The organism is Sphingomonas sp. (genome assembly GCF_035317925.1).
In the GTDB taxonomy this organism is placed as follows: Bacteria; Pseudomonadota; Alphaproteobacteria; order Sphingomonadales; family Sphingomonadaceae; genus Sphingomonas_I.
This window is the reverse complement of sequence record NZ_DATHFV010000169.1, coordinates 1-21,193: the sequence shown is the minus strand read 5'-3', so window position 1 is coordinate 21,193 and position 21,193 is coordinate 1. Positions and strand designations below refer to the sequence as shown.

The 21,193-nt window shown below is 64.7% G+C and carries 22 protein-coding genes and 1 pseudogene; 15 read left to right on the top strand and 8 right to left on the bottom strand.

The window, feature by feature from the left end; translation table 11 throughout:
- Positions 1-827, bottom strand: a pseudogene (locus tag VK533_RS12515) (amidohydrolase); the annotation flags it as partial.
- Positions 817-2,610 (bottom strand): oligopeptide:H+ symporter, encoded by a 1,794-nt coding sequence (locus VK533_RS12510; protein ID WP_324378133.1) that lies wholly within the window; start codon positions 2,608-2,610, stop codon positions 817-819. The pseudogene VK533_RS12515 and the gene VK533_RS12510, both read right to left, overlap by 11 nt.
- Before the next feature lie 193 nt (positions 2,611-2,803).
- Between VK533_RS12510 and VK533_RS12505 the strand changes: the two genes are divergently transcribed.
- From VK533_RS12505 to VK533_RS12490, 4 genes are all read left to right on the top strand, one after another.
- Positions 2,804-3,382, top strand: coding sequence for a nitroreductase (locus VK533_RS12505; RefSeq protein WP_324378131.1), 579 nt, complete (start codon positions 2,804-2,806; stop codon positions 3,380-3,382).
- Positions 3,383-3,426: 44 nt separating this feature from the next.
- Positions 3,427-3,636 (top strand): hypothetical protein, encoded by a 210-nt coding sequence (locus tag VK533_RS12500; RefSeq protein WP_324378129.1) that lies wholly within the window; start codon positions 3,427-3,429, stop codon positions 3,634-3,636.
- Positions 3,637-3,731: 95 nt separating this feature from the next.
- Positions 3,732-4,079, top strand: coding sequence for a GntR family transcriptional regulator (locus VK533_RS12495; protein WP_324378128.1), 348 nt, complete (start codon positions 3,732-3,734; stop codon positions 4,077-4,079).
- Positions 4,080-4,118: 39 nt separating this feature from the next.
- A complete protein-coding gene (locus VK533_RS12490; RefSeq protein WP_324378126.1) occupies positions 4,119-5,054 on the top strand; it encodes an L-threonylcarbamoyladenylate synthase in 936 nt (311 codons plus the stop codon).
- A gap of 3 nt (positions 5,055-5,057) precedes the next feature.
- Here the strand turns inward: VK533_RS12490 and VK533_RS12485 are convergent, their stop codons facing one another.
- Positions 5,058-5,951, bottom strand: a complete 894-nt coding sequence (locus VK533_RS12485; protein ID WP_324378124.1) for a LysR family transcriptional regulator — start codon at positions 5,949-5,951, stop codon at positions 5,058-5,060.
- 93 nt (positions 5,952-6,044) lie between these two features.
- On the opposite strand from VK533_RS12485, the gene VK533_RS12480 reads away from it, so the two are divergent.
- Positions 6,045-6,911, top strand: a complete 867-nt coding sequence (locus VK533_RS12480; RefSeq protein ID WP_324378121.1) for an aldo/keto reductase family oxidoreductase — start codon at positions 6,045-6,047, stop codon at positions 6,909-6,911.
- 9 nt (positions 6,912-6,920) lie between these two features.
- Here the strand turns inward: VK533_RS12480 and VK533_RS12475 are convergent, their stop codons facing one another.
- Positions 6,921-7,742 (bottom strand): helix-turn-helix transcriptional regulator, encoded by an 822-nt coding sequence (locus tag VK533_RS12475; RefSeq protein ID WP_324378119.1) that lies wholly within the window; start codon positions 7,740-7,742, stop codon positions 6,921-6,923.
- A gap of 84 nt (positions 7,743-7,826) precedes the next feature.
- Here VK533_RS12475 and VK533_RS12470 point away from each other — a divergent pair, with 84 nt between their 5' ends.
- Positions 7,827-8,816 (top strand): VOC family protein, encoded by a 990-nt coding sequence (locus VK533_RS12470; protein ID WP_324378117.1) that lies wholly within the window; start codon positions 7,827-7,829, stop codon positions 8,814-8,816.
- A 10-nt stretch (positions 8,817-8,826) separates the two neighbouring features.
- On the opposite strand, the gene VK533_RS12465 is transcribed toward VK533_RS12470, so the two are convergent.
- The gene (locus VK533_RS12465) at positions 8,827-11,370 is read right to left on the bottom strand and encodes a TonB-dependent receptor (protein ID WP_324378115.1); all 2,544 of its coding nucleotides are present in this window, start codon (positions 11,368-11,370) and stop codon (positions 8,827-8,829) included.
- Positions 11,371-11,570: 200 nt separating this feature from the next.
- Here VK533_RS12465 and VK533_RS12460 point away from each other — a divergent pair, with 200 nt between their 5' ends.
- A complete protein-coding gene (locus tag VK533_RS12460; protein ID WP_324378113.1) occupies positions 11,571-12,278 on the top strand; it encodes a hypothetical protein in 708 nt (235 codons plus the stop codon).
- A gap of 28 nt (positions 12,279-12,306) precedes the next feature.
- Here VK533_RS12460 and VK533_RS12455 read toward each other — a convergent pair whose 3' ends face one another.
- Complete coding sequence (locus tag VK533_RS12455; protein ID WP_324378111.1) at positions 12,307-15,243, bottom strand: TonB-dependent receptor plug domain-containing protein; 2,937 nt, start codon at positions 15,241-15,243, stop codon at positions 12,307-12,309.
- A 255-nt stretch (positions 15,244-15,498) separates the two neighbouring features.
- On the opposite strand from VK533_RS12455, the gene VK533_RS12450 reads away from it, so the two are divergent.
- Positions 15,499-16,884, top strand: coding sequence for an RNB domain-containing ribonuclease (locus VK533_RS12450; RefSeq protein WP_324378109.1), 1,386 nt, complete (start codon positions 15,499-15,501; stop codon positions 16,882-16,884).
- 88 nt (positions 16,885-16,972) lie between these two features.
- The gene (locus VK533_RS12445; RefSeq protein ID WP_324378107.1) at positions 16,973-17,155 is read left to right on the top strand and encodes a Thivi_2564 family membrane protein; all 183 of its coding nucleotides are present in this window, start codon (positions 16,973-16,975) and stop codon (positions 17,153-17,155) included.
- A 22-nt stretch (positions 17,156-17,177) separates the two neighbouring features.
- Here the strand turns inward: VK533_RS12445 and VK533_RS12440 are convergent, their stop codons facing one another.
- Positions 17,178-18,029, bottom strand: coding sequence for an ion channel (locus VK533_RS12440; protein WP_324378105.1), 852 nt, complete (start codon positions 18,027-18,029; stop codon positions 17,178-17,180).
- A 309-nt stretch (positions 18,030-18,338) separates the two neighbouring features.
- Between VK533_RS12440 and VK533_RS12435 the strand changes: the two genes are divergently transcribed.
- The 6 genes from VK533_RS12435 (at position 18,339) to VK533_RS12410 (ending at position 19,858) form a co-directional block, all read left to right on the top strand.
- Positions 18,339-18,545, top strand: a complete 207-nt coding sequence (locus tag VK533_RS12435) for a cold-shock protein (RefSeq protein ID WP_324378103.1) — start codon at positions 18,339-18,341, stop codon at positions 18,543-18,545.
- A complete protein-coding gene (gene infA, locus VK533_RS12430; protein ID WP_324378101.1) occupies positions 18,546-18,803 on the top strand; it encodes a translation initiation factor IF-1 in 258 nt (85 codons plus the stop codon). It abuts the gene before it with no gap.
- A gap of 239 nt (positions 18,804-19,042) precedes the next feature.
- Positions 19,043-19,234, top strand: coding sequence for a hypothetical protein (locus tag VK533_RS12425; protein WP_324378099.1), 192 nt, complete (start codon positions 19,043-19,045; stop codon positions 19,232-19,234).
- Positions 19,231-19,467 (top strand): hypothetical protein, encoded by a 237-nt coding sequence (locus tag VK533_RS12420; RefSeq protein WP_324378097.1) that lies wholly within the window; start codon positions 19,231-19,233, stop codon positions 19,465-19,467. The genes VK533_RS12425 and VK533_RS12420 overlap by 4 nt, the downstream gene beginning before the upstream one ends.
- A 29-nt stretch (positions 19,468-19,496) precedes the next feature.
- Complete coding sequence (locus tag VK533_RS12415; protein WP_324378095.1) at positions 19,497-19,709, top strand: hypothetical protein; 213 nt, start codon at positions 19,497-19,499, stop codon at positions 19,707-19,709.
- Complete coding sequence (locus tag VK533_RS12410; protein WP_324378093.1) at positions 19,706-19,858, top strand: hypothetical protein; 153 nt, start codon at positions 19,706-19,708, stop codon at positions 19,856-19,858. Before VK533_RS12415 ends, VK533_RS12410 begins: the two co-directional genes overlap by 4 nt.
- A gap of 3 nt (positions 19,859-19,861) precedes the next feature.
- Here VK533_RS12410 and VK533_RS12405 read toward each other — a convergent pair.
- The coding region (locus VK533_RS12405) for a hypothetical protein (RefSeq protein WP_324378091.1) at positions 19,862-21,193 on the bottom strand (1,332 nt) is incomplete at its 5' end.

Here is a 21,193-nt window from a genome sequence, read left to right as displayed (position 1 = left end):
ACCAGGATCTTGCCGTCGAGCACACCCGCCAGCGTATCCATGCCGAGGTCGCGTGCCGGCGGATCGCCGCCCTCTTTCTCATATTTGTCCCAGCGGCTCTTATATTCGACCGCGCGCTGCCAGGTTTCGCGATCCACCGCGATATTGCCCATTCGGGTCGAGGGCTCGCGCCCCTTGGCGCCATAGACGCGCTTGGGGTTCTCGCCGCACGCCATCTTGAGACCGTAGGCCGCACCCGGGAATTTCATGCCTTGGGTGGTGCGCGCATAGACATTCTTGAGCACGACCGAACGGCCGCCCATCAGATTGGCCGAGCCAGGCAGAATCTGCATTGCCGTCACGCCGCCATTGGCAAGCGCGCGGCTGAAGCCGGGATCCTGCGGCCACACGCTATGTTCGGCCCACACTTCGGGCGTGGTCGGCGCGGTTGCCTCGTTGCCGTCCGACAAGGCCTTCACAGAAGGCGAGGGATAGACACCGAGATGGCTGTGCACGTCGATCACGCCGGGCGTGACCCACTTGCCGGTGCCATCGATCACGGCCGCTCCGGCAGGCGCGTTCACATTTTTGCCGAGCGCGGCCACCTTGCCGTCGGCGAGCAATATCTGCCCGCCGTCGATCCGCCCGCCTTCGCCGTCATAGATGGTGACGTTGGTGATCAAAGTCGGGACGCCGGGATAGGCATGATAGGTCGAAGGAAAGGGATCGGTCGTCCACGGCTCGACCACGCGCTCGTCATGCGAGGTTGCGCTGGCCGAACGCGGCGGGACCTGCGTGCAGCCGGCGAGCGCGAGCGCGGTGGCGAGCCAGACGAGCTTATTGGACACCGTGCATCCACTTCTTGATGAGCGGGGAAATGGCGAGCAGCACCACGCCGATGCCGGCCGCGACCCAACCGATCGTCCAGAACACGTCGGTGTAGGTGTGCAGGCTGACCTGCATGTTGGTCACCTGCCCGCCGACCGTCTCGACGCTCGCTACCTGCGCAACGATGCCGGCGACATATTGCGCGACCGAGATCGACAGGAACCACAGGCCCATCATCAGGCCGACGATGCGGACGATCGACAATTTGGTGATCATCGAAAGCCCCACCGGCGAGATGCACAATTCAGCGATCGAGTGGATCAGATAGAGGCCCGCCAGCCACCACACCGCGACCTTGAAGGTCGGGCCGACCATGCTTGCGCCCCACACCAGGAACAGGAAGCCCGCGCCCACCAGGATCAGGGCGATCGCGAATTTCACCGGCACCGAAGGCTCCCGCCCGCGCCGCGCCAGGGCGTTCCAGATCAGGCTCATGATCGGCGCGCAGATCACGATGAAGGCAGCGTTGAAGAACTGGGTCTGGCCGGCGTTGATGCTGAACAATCCAAAGAAACTGAGGTCGGTATTGCGATCCGCGAACAGGGTCAGCGACGACCCGGCCTGTTCGAACAAAGTCCAGAAGACGACGTTGAACACGATCATCACCATCGCCGCGAGCATCATCTGGAATTCGCGCTTGTCGCCCGATTTAGCGGACCAGATCATGATCGCCGGCACTGCGATAATGAAGGTGCCGAACAGCATTTTGCCCATCAGCGACAGCGACGCGATGTAGCCGATGATGCCGGATCCCGGCACCGGCGGCGTCTGCGCCATCAGGTTGGTGTAGAGAAAATAGAAGAAGGGAATCACGCACAGCGCGCCGGCATAGATGATCAGCGACCGGTCCGGCCCGCCCTTGTTCGGCGGGTCGCCGTAACCGGCGAGCTTGCCGCCATCGAACTGGATCAGGCTCCAAGAGAACAGCATGCCGATCGCGGCGAGGCCGAAGCCTGCCCACCAGCCGACCGCCTCCGCCAGCCACGGGCACAGCAATTGCGAGAAGAAGGAGCCGAGGTTGATGCCCATGTAGAAAATGGTGAAGCCGGTATCGCGGCGCCGGTCTCCGACCGCGTACAATTCCCCGACCATGGTCGAGATGTTGGGCTTGAAGAAGCCATTGCCGACCGAGATCATCGACAGTGCGGTCAGCAGGATCATCACGTAGAAGGGACTGCGTTCGCCACCGGGGGCAAAATGGCCCTTGGGAATGGTCCGAACGATGCCCGAGCCGTCATTGGCGGTCAGGGTGACCGAACCGTCCTCCTGCCCTTTGACAGCCAGACGATGGCCGCCGTCGATCACATATTGCTGCTCGGTCCCCGAAACCTTGTCGATCTGGACCTCATATTTCTGCCCGTCGATCGTCGCGAACGGCGTCGCCGCCGGGCCGCCGAAGCAGAGCACGAAATAGCCGAAGGACATCAGGATCGCCCCGAACTTCACCGCGCGCTTGAAGCCGAGATACTGGTCGGCGAGATAGCCGCCGATCAAAGGCGTCAGATAAACCAGTGCGGTGTAACCGCCGTAGAGACCGGTCGCTTCCCGGTCGCCGAACACGAAATGCTTGGTCAGATAGAGCGTCAGCAGCGCCCGCATGCCGTAATAACCGAACCGCTCCCACATCTCGGTCGAGAAGAGCCGCGCCAATTGTCGAGGATGTCCAAACCAGGTCTTTTCGTCGACGGGATTGATATGGCTGATATCCGGCTCGGCTGGCGAGGCGTCGGTGGGGGTCTCCATGCGGACCTTTCAAAAAAAGTTCGAGGCGCCCGGAGGCGCGGCATGGGGCTGCAGACTAGCTCGGAAATTGCGCGTGGGAAGAAGATTGTTGCGCACGGCGTTGCGCAGCAAATGATCCCTTTCCGCCGATCTTATCGCACCGTCATTCAGCCCTGCCTCGCATCCGACCTCTTCACCTGATAGGCGCGCCGTCATGTTCAATGACCTCTCCTCCCCCGCCGCACTGATGGCCACGCGCCGCTCGGGCAAACCGCGCGATCTCGGCGCGCCCGGCCCGACGCCTGCCCAGCTCGACCGCATCCTGAATGCCGCGATCCGCGTGCCCGATCATGGCAAGCTAGCGCCGTGGCGGTTCGTGGTGGTGCCGGAGGACCGGCGCGACGCCTTCGCCGCCCTGCTCGACCGCGCCTATCGCGCCGAGCGGCCAGATCCCGGCAAGGTCGAGCTGGAGGCGATCCGCCAGTTCGCGCACCAGGCGCCGGCGCTGATCGTCGCTTTGTCCGCGCCGGCGCATGCCAGCCATATCCCGATCTGGGAGCAGGAATTGTCGGCGGGCGCGGCCTGCATGAACCTGCTTATCGCGACCCACGCCGAGGGGCTCGCTGGCGGCTGGGTGACCGGCTGGGCAGCCTATTCGGATATGGTCCGCGATGCCTTCGGCCAGCCGGGCGAGCGCATCGCCGGCTTCCTTTTCCTCGGCACCTCGATCAGAGAGATGGAAGAGCGCCCGCGGCCCGATCGCGACGCAGTGATCCGCGTCTGGAACCCCTGACGCCGGCTCTTGGCGTGAAACCGGGGATGCGATAGCCAGCGCCGATGGATACTCTCCACGCTTTTTCAGGCCTGACTCCCAAGGACATGTCGCTCTTTGGGGGCGCGATCCTGATGGTGTTCGCGGTGCTGATCCTGGGTTGGTACGGCGGCAATTCCCGGCGCGATTCGGCCGGCGGCTGCGGTTGGTTCCTGCTGATCCTTGCCGTCGCTGCCATCGCCTGGGGCATGTATCACCGCGTGACCCATAACTGATCTCCGACGTTATGAAGGTTCTGTCCGCTATCGGACAAAATATGTCAGTCTCTCTTGCCTATTCGCGCCGTGCTGTGTTATTACACCATCACGCTATGGCAGCATCCGATCGCCCCGTTTATCTTCGCCTGCGTGACGAGATCGTCGCGATGATCCTCGACGGCCGGATTCGCGAGGGTGACGCGCTGCCGTCGGTACGCGCTTTCGCCGCCGATCAGGGCGCCAATCCGCTCACCGTCGCCAAGGCCTATCAGAGCTTCCAGGAAGATGGGCTGGTCACCGTCCGGCGCGGCGTCGGCATGTTCGTCGATCGCGGTGCCGCCCAGCGGCTACGCGCCGCCGCCCGCGCGCATTTCCTCGATGAGGAATGGCCCGAAATCGCCTCGCGCATCCGCCGCCTCGACATCGATCCCAGCGAACTGCTCGACCGCGTTCCGGCCTGACGCTTGGGTCCGGCCGGCTGCGCTGCTAGGCGCGGCAGCGTGAGTCAGGCCCGCATCCTTCCCTATGACGACGACGCAATTGACGAGGCCGCGCGCCTGATCGCCGCCGGCCGGCCAGTCGCGATGCCAACCGAGACGGTCTATGGCCTCGCCGCCGATGCAACGCGCGGCGATGCGGTCGCCGCCATCTATGCCGCCAAGGGCCGGCCGAGCTTCAATCCGTTGATCGTCCATGTGCTCGATCTCACGGCGGCCGATGCTATCGCCGATCTCCCCGTACCAGCGCGCAAACTGGCCGAGGCCTTCTGGCCGGGTCCTCTCACTTTGGTAGCGCCGCTCAGACCTGGCAGCCCGATCGCCGCTCTGGCAACTGCGGGCCTGCCGACCATCGCGCTACGCTCTCCCGCCCATCCCGCGATGCGCGATCTGCTGCGGACATCCGGCAAACCGCTCGCCGCGCCCTCGGCCAATGCCAGCGGCACGATCAGCCCAACCCGCGCCGAGCATGTCGCGCGCTCGCTCGGCGCTGCGATCGACCTGATCGTCGATGCCGGCCCAACCGCGGTCGGCCTCGAATCCACCATTGTCACCGTGACCGACGGCGGTCTGCATCTGCTCCGTCCCGGCCCGATCACTGCCGAGCAACTGGCCGACGTTACGGGCCTGCCGGTGCGCGCGGACACGCCCGACACGATCACTGCCCCTGGCCAGCTCGCGCAACATTATGCCCCCTCCAAGCCGGTCCGCCTCAATGCGACCGAAAAGCGCCAGGACGAATGGCTGATCGGCTTCGGCGCGGTCGCGGGCGATGCCTCCCTGTCCCCTTCCGGCGACACCACCGAAGCCGCCGCGCGGCTGTTCGACCTGCTGCACCAGGCCGATGCCGTAGCCGCGGCACGCATAGCGGTCGCGCCCGTGCCCGCCACCGGCCTGGGCGTCGCGATCAACGATCGGCTGCGCCGCGCCGCCGCCTGAGCGCTATCGCTTGATGAAATCGACGAAAGCGCGCAGCGGCGCGGGTAGATGGCGACGGCCGGGATAATAGAGGAACGGTCCGGAAAACTCCTGCCACCAATCGGGCAGCACGGGCTCGAGCGCGCCGGTTGCGATGTGCGGACTGAGCCAGCCTTCGAAGAGATGGATCACGCCCAACCCGGCCACCGCCGTCTCGACCGCGAGATCGACCGCCGCACCCAGCCGCACTACCAGCGGCCCGATCGGATCGATCCGCACGACCTCGCCAGCGCGCTCGAATTCCCAGGTCGGGACCCGGCCGCTGGCGAAGCGGCCACTCAGACAATCATGACCGAGCAGTTCGCGCGGATGTTGCGGCCGTCCCCGCGCATCGAGATAGGCCGGCGATGCGGCGGTGGCGAAGCGCTGTATACGCGGGCCGATCGGCACCGCGATCATGTCCTGCTCCAGCCGCTCGTCATAGCGGATGCCGGCATCGGCCCCGGCCGCCAGCACGTCGACGAAGCTGTCCTCCACCGTCACCTCCATCCTGATGTCGGGATATTCCTTCAGGAAGCCGGCGATGATCGGCGGCAGCACCAGCCGCGCGACGCTGGCGGGCACGTTGAGCTTGAGCGTGCCCGCCGGCCGGTCGCGGAAGGCGTTGACGACATCGAGCGCCGCCTCCACCTCGCCCAGCGCGGGCACCAGCCGCTCGAACAGGCGCTGTCCCGCTTCGGTCGCCGCGACGCTGCGAGTGGTGCGGTTGAGCAGGCGGACGCCCAGCCTCGCCTCCAACCGCCGCACCGCCTCGCTCAGCTTCGACGCCGAGACCTGGCTTGCACGGGCAGCATCGCGGAAGCCTGCCGCCCGCACCACGGCCACGAACGCCGAAAGATCATCCAGTTCCGTCGCCATTGTCTTTAAATCCGCACAGCCCGTGCCGGTTTGTACGGATTATCACGCCTACTGGCGAGGTCCATATCGGCGTCAACCCAATGGAGACCGATCATGACCGAACAAGCCGGCACTTTCACCCTCGGCGACCGCACTGTGAACCGCCTCGGTTACGGCGCGATGCAGCTCGCCGGCCCCGGCGTGTTCGGTCCGCCTAAGGATCGCGATCAGGCGATCGCGGTGTTGCGCGAAGCGATTGCGCACGGGGTCAACCATATCGACACCAGCGATTTCTACGGCCCGCACGTCACCAACCAAATCATCCGCGAGGCGCTTCACCCCTATCCGGACGGCCTGACGATCGTGACCAAGGTCGGCGCGGAGCGTGGCGACGACGCCTCATGGCTGCCCGCGCTGAAGCCCAAGCAGTTAACGCGGGGCGTGCATGACAATCTGCGCAATCTGGGGCTGGATATCCTCGACGTGGTCAACTTGCGCGTCGGCGGCATCCATGGCCCGGCTGACGGCCCGATCGCGCCGCAGTTCGAAACGCTCGCCACGCTCCAACAGCAAGGCCTGATCCGCCATCTCGGCGTCAGCAACGTCACCGCGACGCAGATCGCGGAGGCCCAGGCGATCGCGCCGGTAGCCTGCGTCCAGAACCACTACAATCTCGCCCATCGCGCGGACGATGCGCTGATCGACGATCTGGCAGTGCAGGGCATTGCCTATGTGCCGTTCTTCCCGCTCGGCGGTTTCACCCCGCTTCAATCCTCGACGCTATCGGAGGTCGCAGAGCGGATCGGCGCGACGCCGATGCAGACCGCGCTCGCCTGGCTGCTGCGCCGCGCGCCCAATATCCTGTTGATCCCCGGCACCTCGTCGCTCGCCCATCTGCGCGAGAATCTCGACGTGGCAATGGTGACGCTTTCCGAAGATGTGATGGATGAGCTGAACGGGATCGGCGCCGGCGGCCAATAGGCCCGGCACTCAACCCGCTTCAGCAAGCTTGGCGCATACCATCGCGGTATGATCGTCAGCAGGGAAGGAACATTCGATCCGGAGCTCGTCGAGCGTCACATCGCGCGGCGTCGCGAAGGTCGTGATCGTCTCGAAGAAACGCAGCTCGCCCATCGGGCTGCGGAAGACCAATGTCAGGATCGGCGACAGTTCGGTCTCCAGATCGCGGAAGCGCCAGCGGTCCGGCACGCCGGGGTAACGCAATAGCTCGTCGAGCAACTGGCGTGCGGCAAGGTCGGTCGGCACGGCGACGATCTCTTCCTGCAAATGGCGCACGAACTTGCTCGCGACCTCATCCCAGTTGACGATAACGCGGCGGAAATCGGCGGGATCGAACACCTGGTGCAGCAGGTTGCTGTGCGGGCTGGTCCGTCCTTCCATCAGCAAGGCATTGACCCGCACCGCCGCCTGGTTCGCCATCAGCACGTCGAAGTGGCGGTTGACGACGAACGCCGGATTGGGCTCCTGATGTGTGATAATCAGCTCGATCGCCGCGCGCATCCGATCCAGCTCCGGCGTCGCGAGCGCATTTTCGGAATAGCCGGGCGCGAAACCGGCGGCGCGCAGCAGCGCGTTTCGCTCGCGTAGCGGCACGGCAAGCGCATCCGCCAGCCGCGTGATCGTGTCGCGGCTGGGGCTGGCCTTACCTGTCTCGATGAAGCTCAGGTGCCGGCTCGATATTGCGGCGTCGAGCGCGAGATCAAGCTGGCTCATATGCCGCGCGGAGCGCCACTCACGCAGCAACCGCCCGACTGGCGGCATACGGGCTTCGGCCGCGCTTTTTGTCATCATCGGCCTTCCATAACCTCCAAGGTCATGGCGTTGGCACGCGCGTCGTGCAAGTCAGGCGCGCCGTTCGTTGGGAGTGATTTTTCCGTGCGATTGCCCTTGATCCTTTCCGCGCTGGCGCTCTCGCTGAGCGCGCCTGCCTTGGCCGCGCCTGTGCCCACGGCGGGCTCCAAGCTGGACCATATCCTGCTCTGGGGCCGCACGATCGACCAGGTGACCGCGATCATGACGGTCAAACTCGGCTTTCAGGTGAAGCCGGGCCGCGATCCCAGCGGCGTCGCGAACCGTTATATCCGCCTTGCCGATACCAGCTTCATCGAGATGCTGGGCATAACGCGTCCCAATCCCGAGATGGATCCCGGCTCGCAGGCGGACCAGGCCTCGCTCCACGGCGGCGCCGGTGCGCGATCCTTCGGCATCCATTCATCCGCGATCGAGGCGGCTCGCGCGGTGCTTCAGCAGAGCGGCTTCGGCGTGACGCCGGTATTCACCGCCGCCGCCGACGATCCCGATGGCAGCGGGCCGACGGCGCCCCGGCGCTGGCGGCTGTTCGCCTTCGATCCGCAGCCTCTGTCGAGCAGCACTTTCCTGATCGATTACGCCCCGCCCAAATCCGACGCAGCGAGCGTCGCGGACTTGGCGTCAGCGCGCGAGCATCCCAACCGCGCGCGCGCTTTGTCCGCCGTCTGGTTGCTGTCGGCCGATGCCGACAAGGATCGCCGCCAGCTTGCGCGCATGGGCTTCGCCGATGCCCGCCCCGTCCACATCGCCCAGATCGCCGCGCACGGCTTCTGTGTGAAAATCGGACCGAGCAGCCTGCTCGCGCTGCAGCCCGATGGGCCGGGCATGGCGGACGATGCGCTCAAGAGCGGCGGACCGCAGATCCTGGGCGTGAGCATCGCCGTGGCCGATCTCGGCCGCGCCCAGCGCCTGGTCGAGCGCGGCTATGAGCGCGCTTTGACGCGTTATTCCGGTCTGCTCGGCGACTCTTTCCTCGCGCCGACCCGCGACGATCTCGGTATGCTGATCGAATTCCACACCCTGTCCGCATCGGGAGCGGTCTGCGCGGACAAGTGAGAATAGCCGCTCAGAACAATTTGCGCAGGCTGAGCTTCAAAGTCCGCCCAAGCGGATCGAGATAATCGAGCTGGTAGCGGTTGGGCGTCTGGCCGTTGCCATCGCGCACGCGTTGCCGGTGATCGAGCAGGTTGGTCACGTCGAGAATGACCGACAGGCCATGCGCCCAGGGCTGACGAGGCAGCACGTCACCGATCCGGACGTAACCGCTGCCGCCGACCTTGAACAAGGATGAGAAATGGAGGTCGCTTTCGGGCGTGCCGCCATTGGCGCTTTTGGCGCTGTAATACTGCCAATCGAAATTCATCCCCACGGCCTTCTTGCTGATCCCGCCCCAGCCGTAGATCGTAAGCTTGGGTCTGCCGCCCGACCCATTGTAGGTGCCGCCATGGAGCACATCGATCGGCGGCAAGCCGGGCCGAAATTGCAATGTGTCGTCCAGAGAGAGTCTCGGCTGCATGCCTACATAGAGGTTGGGCCGCTGCGGCGGATGCGCGGGATCGCCGGATGGCGCCGGCTTCTTGCCGAGCGGACCGTAATAATTGAACTGCATCTGCAGCCCGCGCTGCCGCTCGCGATAGAAGTTGACCGGCCGGAGTAAGACGGTCGTCAGCTGGTGCGTGATGGGGTCGCGCACGAACTGGTCGGGGAAAGCGGCTTCGGTCGCGGCCGTCAGCGCCGACGCCTGCGCCGACTGATCGTGGATCAGCGAGTCAGTATAGCTCAGGCTGATATTGAGCGCGTTCCAATGCCCCTCGCCGCCGATCGCCCGCCAGTTCAGGCTCAGCGTCTTCACGCGCCGCCGGTCGGCCAACAGGTCGGGATTGCCCCCGGAAATGGTGGTGACCAGCACCGATTGGCCCGTGTTGAAATCGAAATAAGGTACGTTGGTCGACTGGACGATCGTCGCGGATCGCTGCGCCATGGTCGGCGCGGCTTCGCTATTCTTGATCGTGCCGATCAGCTGCACCGTCTTGAGCGGTGACCAGGTGAGGCCATAGGTACTGTCGGTCAGTTCGCCATAGCCCTCGACGTGGCGCACATTGCCCGACAGATCGGCCGACAGGGCGCCCAGAAAGGGCAGCACATTGTCGTCATGCGATGCGATCGGCACGTTCGCCGACAATCCCGCTTCCAGCCGCGTCCGCCCGAGATCGCTGTCCGCGACGATGATGCCGCAGCTTTCGGTATGCGCGGTCGCGCGCTCGGCCTCGCCGGTTGCGGTCACATCGAGATCGCCTGCGGGCAGGCGTAAAGCCGTGCCACGGATCACGAACTTCGCCTCTCCCTTGCGGCTGCGCGATGTCGACAATTGCGTTTGGCGGTCAGCAAGCAAGGTGGCCGGCAGCGGTGCGAACGGATCGGTGCCCGCCACAACCGCCTGATCGATCGCGTCTTGATCCACGCCGCGATCGCTGTGGCTGGTGACGTCATATTCGTTGAAGGTGCCGGTCATGTCCCACGTCCAGCCGCCGATCGCGCCGCGCAGCACCGCCCCGGCGTTGAGCGTGGTAGTGACCCGGCGCTGCACCAGCGGTGCGTCTTCGGTCAGATAGCGGTAGAGCAGCACATCGCTGCCGAACGGCGAATAGGGATTGTTCGCCTGCACCTGGATCGCCGCCGCCGCCGGACCTTGCAGCGAGCGGTCCCAGCTGCGTTCGGCCGACAGCGTGAAGGATCCGCTGATCGCCTGCGTAATCGATGTCGCCAGCACCGCATTGATCTTGAACGCATCATTGCGCCCCACCAGCGTGCGATAGGGCCCGATGTCGAATATGCGCGGCTGGTCGGCGCCCGCGACATAAGCGCCGATCTGGTCGCGCGCGGCAGGGTCGGCCGGCACCGCCGCGATAAACACCTTGTGGCCCGCCGCCGCGCTCAGCGCCGGATCGATCTCGCCGCCGGTCGCGCCGGTCACATTCCCGATCGCGTCGAACGGACTGGACGAATCGGGGATGATCTGGCGGCGCGACTGGCGCAGCGGATCGGTGTGGCGATATTCCCCCGCCAGCGTCAGGCGGCGGCCATTGTCGATCCGCGTCAGCGACGCATTGGCGGTCGCCGCACCGCCGCCGCCATGCGTGGACATGCCGGCGCCGGCCTTGACCTCGACCGAATGGTAATGCGCCTTGGTGATGAAATTGAGCAAGCGGCGCGTCGGCGGATAGCCGAATTTGAGCGCGGCCTCCTCCGGCAGCACCTCGGCCTTGGCGATCGCCTCGGGCGGGAGCGAACCGATCTCCTCGTAACTCGACGTGCGCTGTCCGTTGAGCAGATAGATCGGCTCGCTGCCGTCGGCGGATTGCGCCATCGGGCCGAGCACGCGCAGAAGATCGGCCATACTGGTCGCGCCGATCGCCTCGATTTGCCTTGTATCGAAGGTCGTCAGCGGCAGGATGTTGCTCACCGCCGAGCCGCGCTGGCCGGTGACGACGACGTCGGCGGGCTCGCTCTTTTCCTTGTCTTTCGCCTCAGCCCTGCCGGACGCCAAAAAGGCGAACGCCGCCACGCAGCCGTACGCAACGCCGGTCTTGCTCCCAATCCGACCGATCATTTGCTGTCTGCTGCCGCCACTGCGCCAACCGTATCGCCGGATGATTGCGGTACCAGCCCCCAAAATATCCGAAACGCTCTCCGCTCGGCCTGTCGCGATTCCGTTGCGGCGCAACGCGACGCGCCCTAGCTAGGCCGCCGATGCAAGCGGCGTCCCTTCAGTCTTCGGCTATTCAGTCTTCGGCGGATTCCAATCGGCCTGTGGCGACGCGTCGGCGCGTCGTCTCGATTCTGCTGACGTTGCTCGCGCATGCCCTGCTGCTTCTGTTGCTGATCAAGCTGGCTCCGCCCCAGTTTGGATCGGCAAAACCGGGCAACAAATTGATGACGTTCTCGGTCGCGCCCGAAGAACAGGAAGCGGCCGCCCACACCAAAACCGTCTCCAAGACCCATCAGACCGTCAGCCCGACGACGCCCGCGCCCTCCATTCCGCCGCCCAAGATCAAGCTGCCGCCGATCGCCGCACCCTGGGTGCTGACTCCGGGCCTCGAGAAGTTCGACGTGCGCCAGGTCCCGCCAACGCCCCAGCCCGCAGAGCAATCCGACGCCAGCGCCAGCGACGACTCCAATGGCAGTGGCAATTCGGATCGCCCGGTCGCTTTCGGCAAGGAGGGACAGCCCCTCTACGACGCTGCCTGGTATCGCGAGCCGACGGATGCCGAGCTTGGTGGCTACACCAAATATGCACGCCCGGGTCCCGGCTGGGGCATGATCGCCTGCCAGACGGTGGCACGTTACCACGTCGATAATTGCGAGGAGATCGGCGAGACGCTCGGCTCGGGCTATGCCCGCGCGGTGCGCGAGGCGGCGTGGCAATTCCTCGTCCTGCCGCCGCGCGTCGGCGGCCATATGATGGTCGGCGCCTGGGTCCGGATCCGGATCGACTATACCGAACGCAAGGAACGGTGAGGCCGGCCGTAACCGGCCCCACCGGGCATCAGAACAACTTGCCCAGCTTCACCTTCGCCCCGACGAAGAAGAAGCGGCCGAGCGGATCGTCCGGATAGTTGAGCGCGGCAAAGGCCGGCTTCGGGTTGGTGAAGTCGTTGATGCCGCCGAAGACCTGGAACTTCTCCGTCACGTCGTAGCTCGCATAGATGTCGTGCTGCGCGCGCGCCTTGATATATTTGTATTCGGGCGCGGTGTGGTCGGGATCGGCGGCCACCGTATCGTTGGAATAGCGCAAAGTGTGCGAGAACCAGTTGAGGTTGTACGCGAGCGTCAGCTGGTGGATGGTCCAACCAACGTCGAGATTGAACTGATATTTCGGCGCGGGCAGCTCCTGCGTGCCGCGATAATCGGTCGGGTCGGCGCCCGGAATGCCGATCAGCTGCAGCTTATTCAGATAATTTCCGACCAGATGTAAATCGAACGAGCCGTAATCCCAGTTGGGCTTGAGTATATAGTTCACGTCCACGTCGAGACCGCTGGTCACGTAACTTGCGACGTTCTGCGGGAGGCGGGTAAAGCCGACGATCTTCCCGGGCTGGTTGCCGCCATTGTTGCGCTCGACCTGCGCGCAGAACTGGTTGTCGATCGTCGGCTGGTCGACGCACAGATCGGCGAGCTGCTGCGCGGTGGCATAGCTGATCGCGTTCTTAAGCCGGATATCATACCAGTCGGCCGAGACGGTCAGCCCGCGAATGAAGTGCGGCTGGAACACCGCTCCCACCGTCCAGGTGCGTGCGGTTTCTTCCGTCAACGTCGGATTGCCGCCGAGCAGGCCCGGGATGTTCGCGGAATTCAGGTCGGCGAAGGTCGAGGGATCGGCGACGCCGAGCCCGCTCAACAGCGCCTGGCAGTTCGCCACGCGGGTCGACTTGCCGAGGTTGACGTTGGCGGCGGCGCAAGGATCGTTGATGAACTCGAAATCCTGTCCGTTCGGCGCGAACAATTCGCCGATGTTCGGCGCGCGTACCGCCTGGGCATAAGTGCCGCGGAAGGTGATGTCGCGGATCGGCGAATATTTGCCGTTGAGCTGCCAGGTGGTGGTGTGCCCGACCGTCGAATAATCGGAGAAGCGCACCGCGCCGCCGACGTCGAGCAGGTGCGCGAGCGGCACATCGCGCAGCAGCGGGACGTCAACCTCGCCGAACACTTCCTTCACGTCGAAATGGCCCTTGGAGATGGGCGTGACGTTGGTGAAGGTCAGGCCCTGCTGCGCGACGATATCGGGCACGTCCTTGCTGGTTTCGCGCCGCCATTCGGCGCCGAGCGCGAAACCGACCGGGCCGCCCGGCAGGTTGAAGAAAGCGCCGGTGTCGCCGTTCAGGGACGCGGTCGCGACCTGCTGGGTCAGCTTGGAATGATCGGTCGTATCGACCGAAATGAAGTCCTTGGCCGCTTGGCTGGGCGAGCCTTCGCCGAACAGATTCAGCGGCACGCACTGGCCGGGCGTGAAGGACAAGGGTGCATCCGGCAGCACACGCGACGAATAAGGCTGGTCGGGCAATGCCGCCGGATCGAGGTTGATCCGGCAGGTCACGCCGCCATGCCCGTCCGGCACGGCGTCGATCGCCGAGAAAAAGCGGTCGGTATATTGGTCGCCGATGAAGTGGTTGGTGATCTTGTTCTGCGAGTAGGTGTAGGACGCGTCGTAGCGCAGGTGGCTCGACAGATCCCCCTTCGCGCCAAGCACGCCGCGCACCGTGTTGCGGATAATGCGCTCGCCGCGCACGCCGAGATCGAAATTGTCGCGGTTGAGCAAAGCGCCGCCCGCATCGGCCACCAGCGGCTTCAGTGAATCCGGGATGTAAGGATTATCCGGGTTGATCAGGATGTAATAATCGAAGGTCGGCTGATCGACCGAGTAAGAGATGGTGTGGGCGTACTTGGCTTCGGCGTAGACCGAGAATTTGTCGCTGAAGTCATAATGAGTGATGACGTTGCCGATGTAGCGCGTGACCTGGGGCAGGATGTCGCCGCGATAGTCGGTGGTCAGCGTGCCGGAGCCGCCCTGCTGGTAGAAATCCGGCACGAAGCTGCCGGGATCCCACGGCTGGCCGGTGCCGGTATAATCGGGCAGGCCGTCGAAATCCAAGTCGACGCCGCCCTGACGCGAGCTGTCATAATAACGAATATTGGTAAGCGGCACGCGGCTCGGCGTCGTGCCGTTCGGGTTATTCTGAAAGGTCGGCACGTTGGGGCCGACCAGATAGGGCCGGTCCGCCGAAGCCAGACGTTCGTTGCGCGCATATTCGAACGCGACCGCGATATTGCCGCGCCCGCCACCGAAATTCTGACCCCACGTCGCCGAAAAGAGACGCTGCGCGCCGTCGCCATAATTGGAGATCCCGTTCTGCGCGCGGACCGTCAGGCCCTGAAAGTCCTTCTTGAGGATGAAATTGACCACGCCGGTCACGCCGTCCGCGCCGTAAATGGCCGACGCGCCGCCGGTGAGCACGTCGACGCGCTCGACCAAGTCGGTCGGGATGGTGTTGATGTCGACCGAGGCGACGCCCGGCTCGGCGCCGACCTGACGACGTCCATCGATCAGAACCAAGGTGCGGCTAGTGCCAAGGTTGCGCAAGTTGAGCTCGTTGAGGCCCGTCTCGCCGATGCCGAGCACGCCGCTGCCGCCAGCAGCCTGGGTCGGGCCGAACGAGCCAACCAGCGCGGGCAGGCGCTGCAGATATTGGGTGAGGTTGGTCTCGCCCGTTTCCTGGATGCGCTCGGCGCTGATGCTGACCACCGGATTAGCGGTCTCGAAATCGCGATTACGAATGCGCGAGCCCGTAACGACGACTTCTGGAGCTTCGGGCGCATCGGCGGCTGGCGCGGGCGCGGTCTGCGCGACGGCGGGCGCCCCCAGCAAGGCGATCAGCGAAACGCCGGTCAGCGCAAGGGCGGAGCTACGCAAAGTGCGGGGGGCCATGGGGGTGGTTCCTTTCTGTTGCGTTCGCGCCTTACGCCCCTCTCGCGGGATAAAAGAACCATCAAAATGCTAAGGCCGTGTTCGTCGTGCCCGCGCTGTTGCGCCGAAGCAACATCATGAAATTCTGGTAATTTCCCCGAAACCGCGACTTCACCGGCGTTCGCTCGCTACGCTGAGCGAAAAACAAGCGTGGTCCGGTGCCATCGAAAGGGCGCGACTTCCGGATGGCACCCCGCCGGTGTACCGCCGTCCGCGATGAAGACGATCGTCGATCCCACCCACGCGCTAGCCCATGGCCTCGCCGCGATCCGCACCCAATATAAAATCCCCGAAGCCTTCCCGCCGGCGGTGCTCGCCGCCGCCGAGGACGCGGCTAGGCGCGCGCCGACGCAACATGCCGACCGCACCGAAATGCCGTTCGTCACGCTCGATCCGGCCAGCTCGATCGATCTCGACCAGGCCTTCGCGATCGATCGCAGCGGCAACGATCTGCTGCTCCATTACGCGATCGCCGACGTCGCCTGGTTCGTCGACGATGGTGGCGTGATCGATAATGAGGCGTGGGTGCGCGGCGAGAGCCAGTATCTGCCCGATGGCAAGGCCGCGCTTTACCCGCCGGTGCTGGGCGAGAAGGCCGCGAGCCTGCTGCCGGACGGCCCGCGCCCGTGCGTTATCTTCACCGTACGGGTCGCGCCCGACGGTGGTGTGAAACTCGGCGGCGCCGAACGCGCGGTGATCCGCAGTCGCGCCAAGCTCGCTTACGACAGCGTCACCGACGCCGCACTACCGCCCGATTTCGCCGCGCTGGCCGACCGCATCCAGGCGGCCGAGGACCGGCGCGGTGCATCGCGTGTCGATCCGCCCGAACAGGAAGTGTCGAAGGTCGGCGACAGCGATTTCGCGCTGACCTATCGCCCGCGCCTGCAGTCGGAAGATCGCAACGCGGCGATGTCGCTCGCGACCAATCTTGCCGTCGCCGATGCGCTGCTGGCGCATCATACCGGCCTGTTCCGGGTGATGGCCCCACCTGACGAGCGCGCGATCAAACGGCTGCGCTTCACGGCGCGCGCTTTCGGGCTGGAGTGGCCGGCCGAAGAAACGCTCGGCCAATATCAGAAGAATCTCAGCGCCGCCGATCCCAGGCAGGCAGCCTTCATGCTCGCGATCCGGCGCGCCGGAGAGGGCGCGCGCTATGCGCCCTGGCAGCCTGGCGTCATTCCCTGGCATGTCGCGATGGCGGCGACTTATACCCATGCCACCGCACCGCTCCGCCGGCTCGCCGATCGCTATGTCGTGCGCGCCGCGCTCGCGATCGCCAACGGCCAGGATGTGCCCGATGTGGTGGCCCAGGCCTTCGCGAAACTGCCGCCGGTGATGGCGCGTGCGGACGCACTGGGCGGACAGATCGAACGCGCGGTGGTCGACCTGGCCGAGGCGGTGATGCTGACGGGCAGCGAGGGGAAGGTTTTCCCGGCGATCGTCACCGATATCGACGATCGCGGCGCGCGTATGCAGCTGCGCGACGAGCCGGTCGTGGCCCGAGTCGGCGCGCATAGCGTGGAGCCGGGGGATGCGATCGCGGTGCGATTGGTCTCGACCGATCCCGATCGGCGCCTAATCGCCTTCGAACGCGTGGCCTGACGCTCGTTTAGCGCGCGGAACGTTTCGAACCATTCACGGTTGAAGTCCCAGAGCCCCGGGAATCGCGCGGGCAAAGGGAGAGGTCCGCATGTTACAGATCATTGTGGTGCTGATTGTCGTCGGTGTGTTGCTGTGGTTGGTCAACAACTACATCCCGATGGACGGCAAGATCAAAAACATCCTGAATATCGTCGTCGTCATCATCGTCGTGCTGTGGCTGCTCCAGGCGTTCGGCCTGCTGGGTTCGCTCGGCGGCGTTCACGTTGGCTGATCGTCCGGCCCAATCTTGAAATCTAGATCGGCCTCGCCTCATGAAAATGGGTGAGGTCGAGCTGGACCATGCCTTCGATGTCGCTGATCACGTCAACAAATTCGTGGTCGATCAAGATGTCTTCGCGCCGGTAGAAATGGCCGCCGAACGATTGGCTCGCCAAGAGAGTGTCCAGCCCGCCGACCGTCACCGTCAGCGAGAAAGGCTGGCTGCCGGTCATCGCGGCCAAGAATTCGCTGTCCTCGTCGAGCACGTGCATCAGGTTCCAGGACAGGCTGAGCATCGCATTGTGCGCCCGCACCAGCGGAAGATCGATCAGCCGGCGCTGGATGCGCCCGTCGGGCAGATCGGTGCGCTTCAGCCAAGCCATCTGCGCCGATGCGTCCGCCAGTGGATGCATCCGGGTGGAGGCAACGCGTACGATCAGCGCCGGCCTGCCCTCGTAACGCCCGATCACCGCCACATCGCTGAAGATCAGGCTGGTGCGCGGCCGCGCGAACCGGGCGAAGATCAGGCCGGTGATCGTCGCCGAGAAGAACAGGCCGACCAGTATCTCGAGTCCGGCGATGCTGTGGCCGGCGTGCGTGACGGGCGCCATATAGCCATAGCCGACGGTACCCAGCGTCTCGACCGAGAAGAAGAAGCCGTCGGCGACCGATCCGGGCGTCATATTGGCGATCGCGCCGGGCAGACAGGCATAAACCACGCCGAAAACGAGGTTGAGCAGCAGGAAGACGAGCGAGACCAGCCCGATGAACGCCGGCCACGTCATCTGCATCGTCAGATAATAAAGGTCGCTGATCGCCGCCGGTGCGCCGAGCTTCACGGCGCGAAAGCCGCCCACCGTCACATTCTGCCTGCGGACCTTCGTCATCGGCAATCAGCGTCGGGGATCGCCTGCTTCCCGTCAACCGTCGACCGGCCACGATAGCTTGCGAATATTATCGAAATATGGGTAAGCAGGTTGGCCTTTATTCAGCGGAAAAAGTCGCCGGATTCGGCCTATTGCTTCGGCCCAGATTGACTTTTGCCTCCAAAAGCTTATTTAGAAGGGGCTAACGTCGCCTGCGACGGAATTTGATGCCCTTCGCAGAAGTGGTCTGATCTTCCCTTTCACGCTTCTACGGCTCCTCCGGTTTTTTCGCCGGCGGACCATTTTTGTTTTCGTGAAAGGAAACATCTTATGCCGATCGGCACCGTCAAATTTTTCAATGCCGCCAAGGGTTATGGTTTCATCTCGCCTGAGGGCGGTGGAGCCGACAGCTTCGTTCACATCAGCGCGGTCGAACGCGCCGGCATGAGCACGCTGAACGAAAACCAGCGCGTCAGCTACGAAGTCGAAACCGACAATCGTGGCAAGCAGTCCGCTACCAACCTTTCCGCCGCCTGAGTGGCGAAAGAAGAACTGCTAACTTTCGAGGGCTTGATCGAAGAGGTCTTGCCGGATGGGCGCTTCCGCGTCCTGCTCGATAATCAGCACAAAGTGATCGCTTATACAGCCGGTCGGATGCGGCGTTTCCGCATCCGCACCGTGCTGGGCGATCGCGTCCACGTCGAAATGACGCCCTACGACCTCGATAAGGGCCGGCTCGTCTATCGCGAGCCAACGCCCGGCGGTGGCGGACCGCGTCGGAACTTCCGACGCTAGCATCCCAACCAATCCAGACTATCGCGGGCCCCAATCGGCCCGTCCAAGGAAAACATGTACGTTCAAAATATAACGAGCGCGGATCATCCGCGCCGACGCCTGTCGCTTTGCTTTTCAGACATCCCGGCCCGGCCGCAGCCGCAGCCCGCCACCTCCCTCCCGCGCAAGGAATTGCGCCGGATCGTCGCGGAGATGGTCGGCTAGCTCTTCCGCCCGCCACGCCGTTCGGGAGCCATCGCATGACCAACACCAGCGCATTCTACCTCGCGCGCGCCGATGAAAGCGCGCGCGCGGCACGCGATACCAGTCTCGACAATGTCCGCGCGCGGCATCTCCAATCCGAAACGGTCTGGCGCGCCATGGCCGCCCGCCTGCTCCACGGTGAACGGCTGCGCGTCGCGGCCGCCGCCAAGAAGGATGAAACGTCATGAACCGGGCATTCCAGAAACGGGTCACCACCCCTCGCCTCGCGCCCGATCAGGCCGCGCGGCAGGGCCGGGTATCGCGCGTCGCGTTCGAAGCGTTGCGCCAACCCGCTGCGGTGATCGCTTTCCTCAACACGCATGATGCGGAACTGGGCGGCCGTCCGATCGACCTTGCTGTTGCCAGCCAGGAGGGTCTGCTCAGCGTCGAGCGCGCGCTCGCCGCCCTGCCGCCCGCCTGACCCTTCCGCCCGAACCGAGGATAGATGCGATGACCACCAAGCTCGAACAATATACCGCGAAGGCGGCGGAAAGCCTGGCGGCGACTGCGGCCGCCACCAACGCGCGCGAGCGCGCCTTCCACCATCGTGCGCACAGCATCTATCGGCGCCTGATCGCCGGTGTCGCCGAAGCCGAGGAACGTGCCGCGCTCAATCCGCCGCGTCCGACATCGACTAAGCCTTCGTCCTCCGCAAAGAAATGAAGCGCGGCAGCTTCGACGCCCGCGTCGCCAAGTGCATCGATCAGTTGCGCGAGGTGGAGATGCGTTCGCACGAGCGCCGGCACCGGCTCGGCATCGAATCGCGCACGCCCGGCGATGCCGCCACCGAGGCGCCCAGCCGCAAGGGCTGAGCGTCAGAACTTGCCGATGACGTTGAAGAAGAAGCCGTGGTTGCGATGGCTGAGATCGGCCAGGTCATCCGAATAATCGGTGAAATTATAGCCCGCGCCGATCTTCAGGTTCGGACCGATGTGGCGATAGACCGCCACCAGCGCGCCCAGCTGGCTGTCGCCCGCAGTCGATACCGTCAGCTTGCGCATTTCCGCGAGCAGGTCCCAGCGGCGGATCACCTCATAATCGGCGCGCACCGCCCAGAAAAACGCCTTGCTGTCGAACCACGGCTGGCTGTCGTCGCGCGACATGCGCAGCTCGCCGATGCGGTAGGCGACCTTGCCGCCGATCGCGAGGCGCGGGGTCAATTGATAGGTTGCGTCCAACGCGCCGATCTTGCTGCGCTGGGCATAATCGATCGGTAGGTTGTACGCCGTCACCTGCGCGGGCGAGGGCAGATCGTCGAGATAGGTCAGCTTGGCGAGCAGATTGAGCTTGTCGTTCCACACCGGACGATAGGCCGCCGCCAGCGAGATTTCGTAATAATCCGCGTCGAGCCCGCTCGTATCGGTGCCGCCGTTCGACACCGACAAATTGGCCTTGCCGAACAGACGCAGCGCGTCGTTCGCCTGCCAGGTGACGAGGTTACGCGTCGCCCAGGTCTTGCGGTCGCCGAGCGAGCTTGAATCCTCGATCCTGTATTCGACCGCGCTCGACCAGCGGATCGTCTTGTTGGTGAAGCCGACCGTGCCGCTCACCACATCGCGCTTGATCGACCCGCCGAGCGCATCCCCGAGCTTGCCGTTCTCATATTTGCCGCCGACGCTCCACCCGGTCCACGGTGCGAAATCGACGCCATAGGCCTGGCTGAAGCCGGTCGGGCCGCTGCCATATTCGTAGCGCTCCTCGGCGAACACGCTGGCGCCCTCGCCGAAGCGATATTTGGTGCCGCCGGTCAGCCGTCCGAGCCGGCCGGTGTTGAACGCGTCCGGATTTTCGGCGTCGAGCTGATAGCCCAGATAGAGCGAGCCGCGGTCGCCCATCTTGTAATTGGCCTTGGCGTTGGCGCCGAGGCCAAGATCGCCGTCCGACACTTCGCCGCCGACCGTCAGCCGCTGATTGATGGCGATATCGCCGGCAACCCCGACCCGGTCATTGTCGAGCCTGCCACCGTCGCGCTCGAGCGTCTTCTGCGCGAACACCGACGCCGACCAGGCACGGTCGTCATAGGGCAATTGGGGCGCGTCCTGCGCTGCGGCAGCGGGCGTCTTCGGCACGTGGTGATAACCAATCGTGACCGCTGCATCGGTGCGCTCGCCCTGCAGATCGGTCGGCGCCGCGATCGGCGTGTAGGC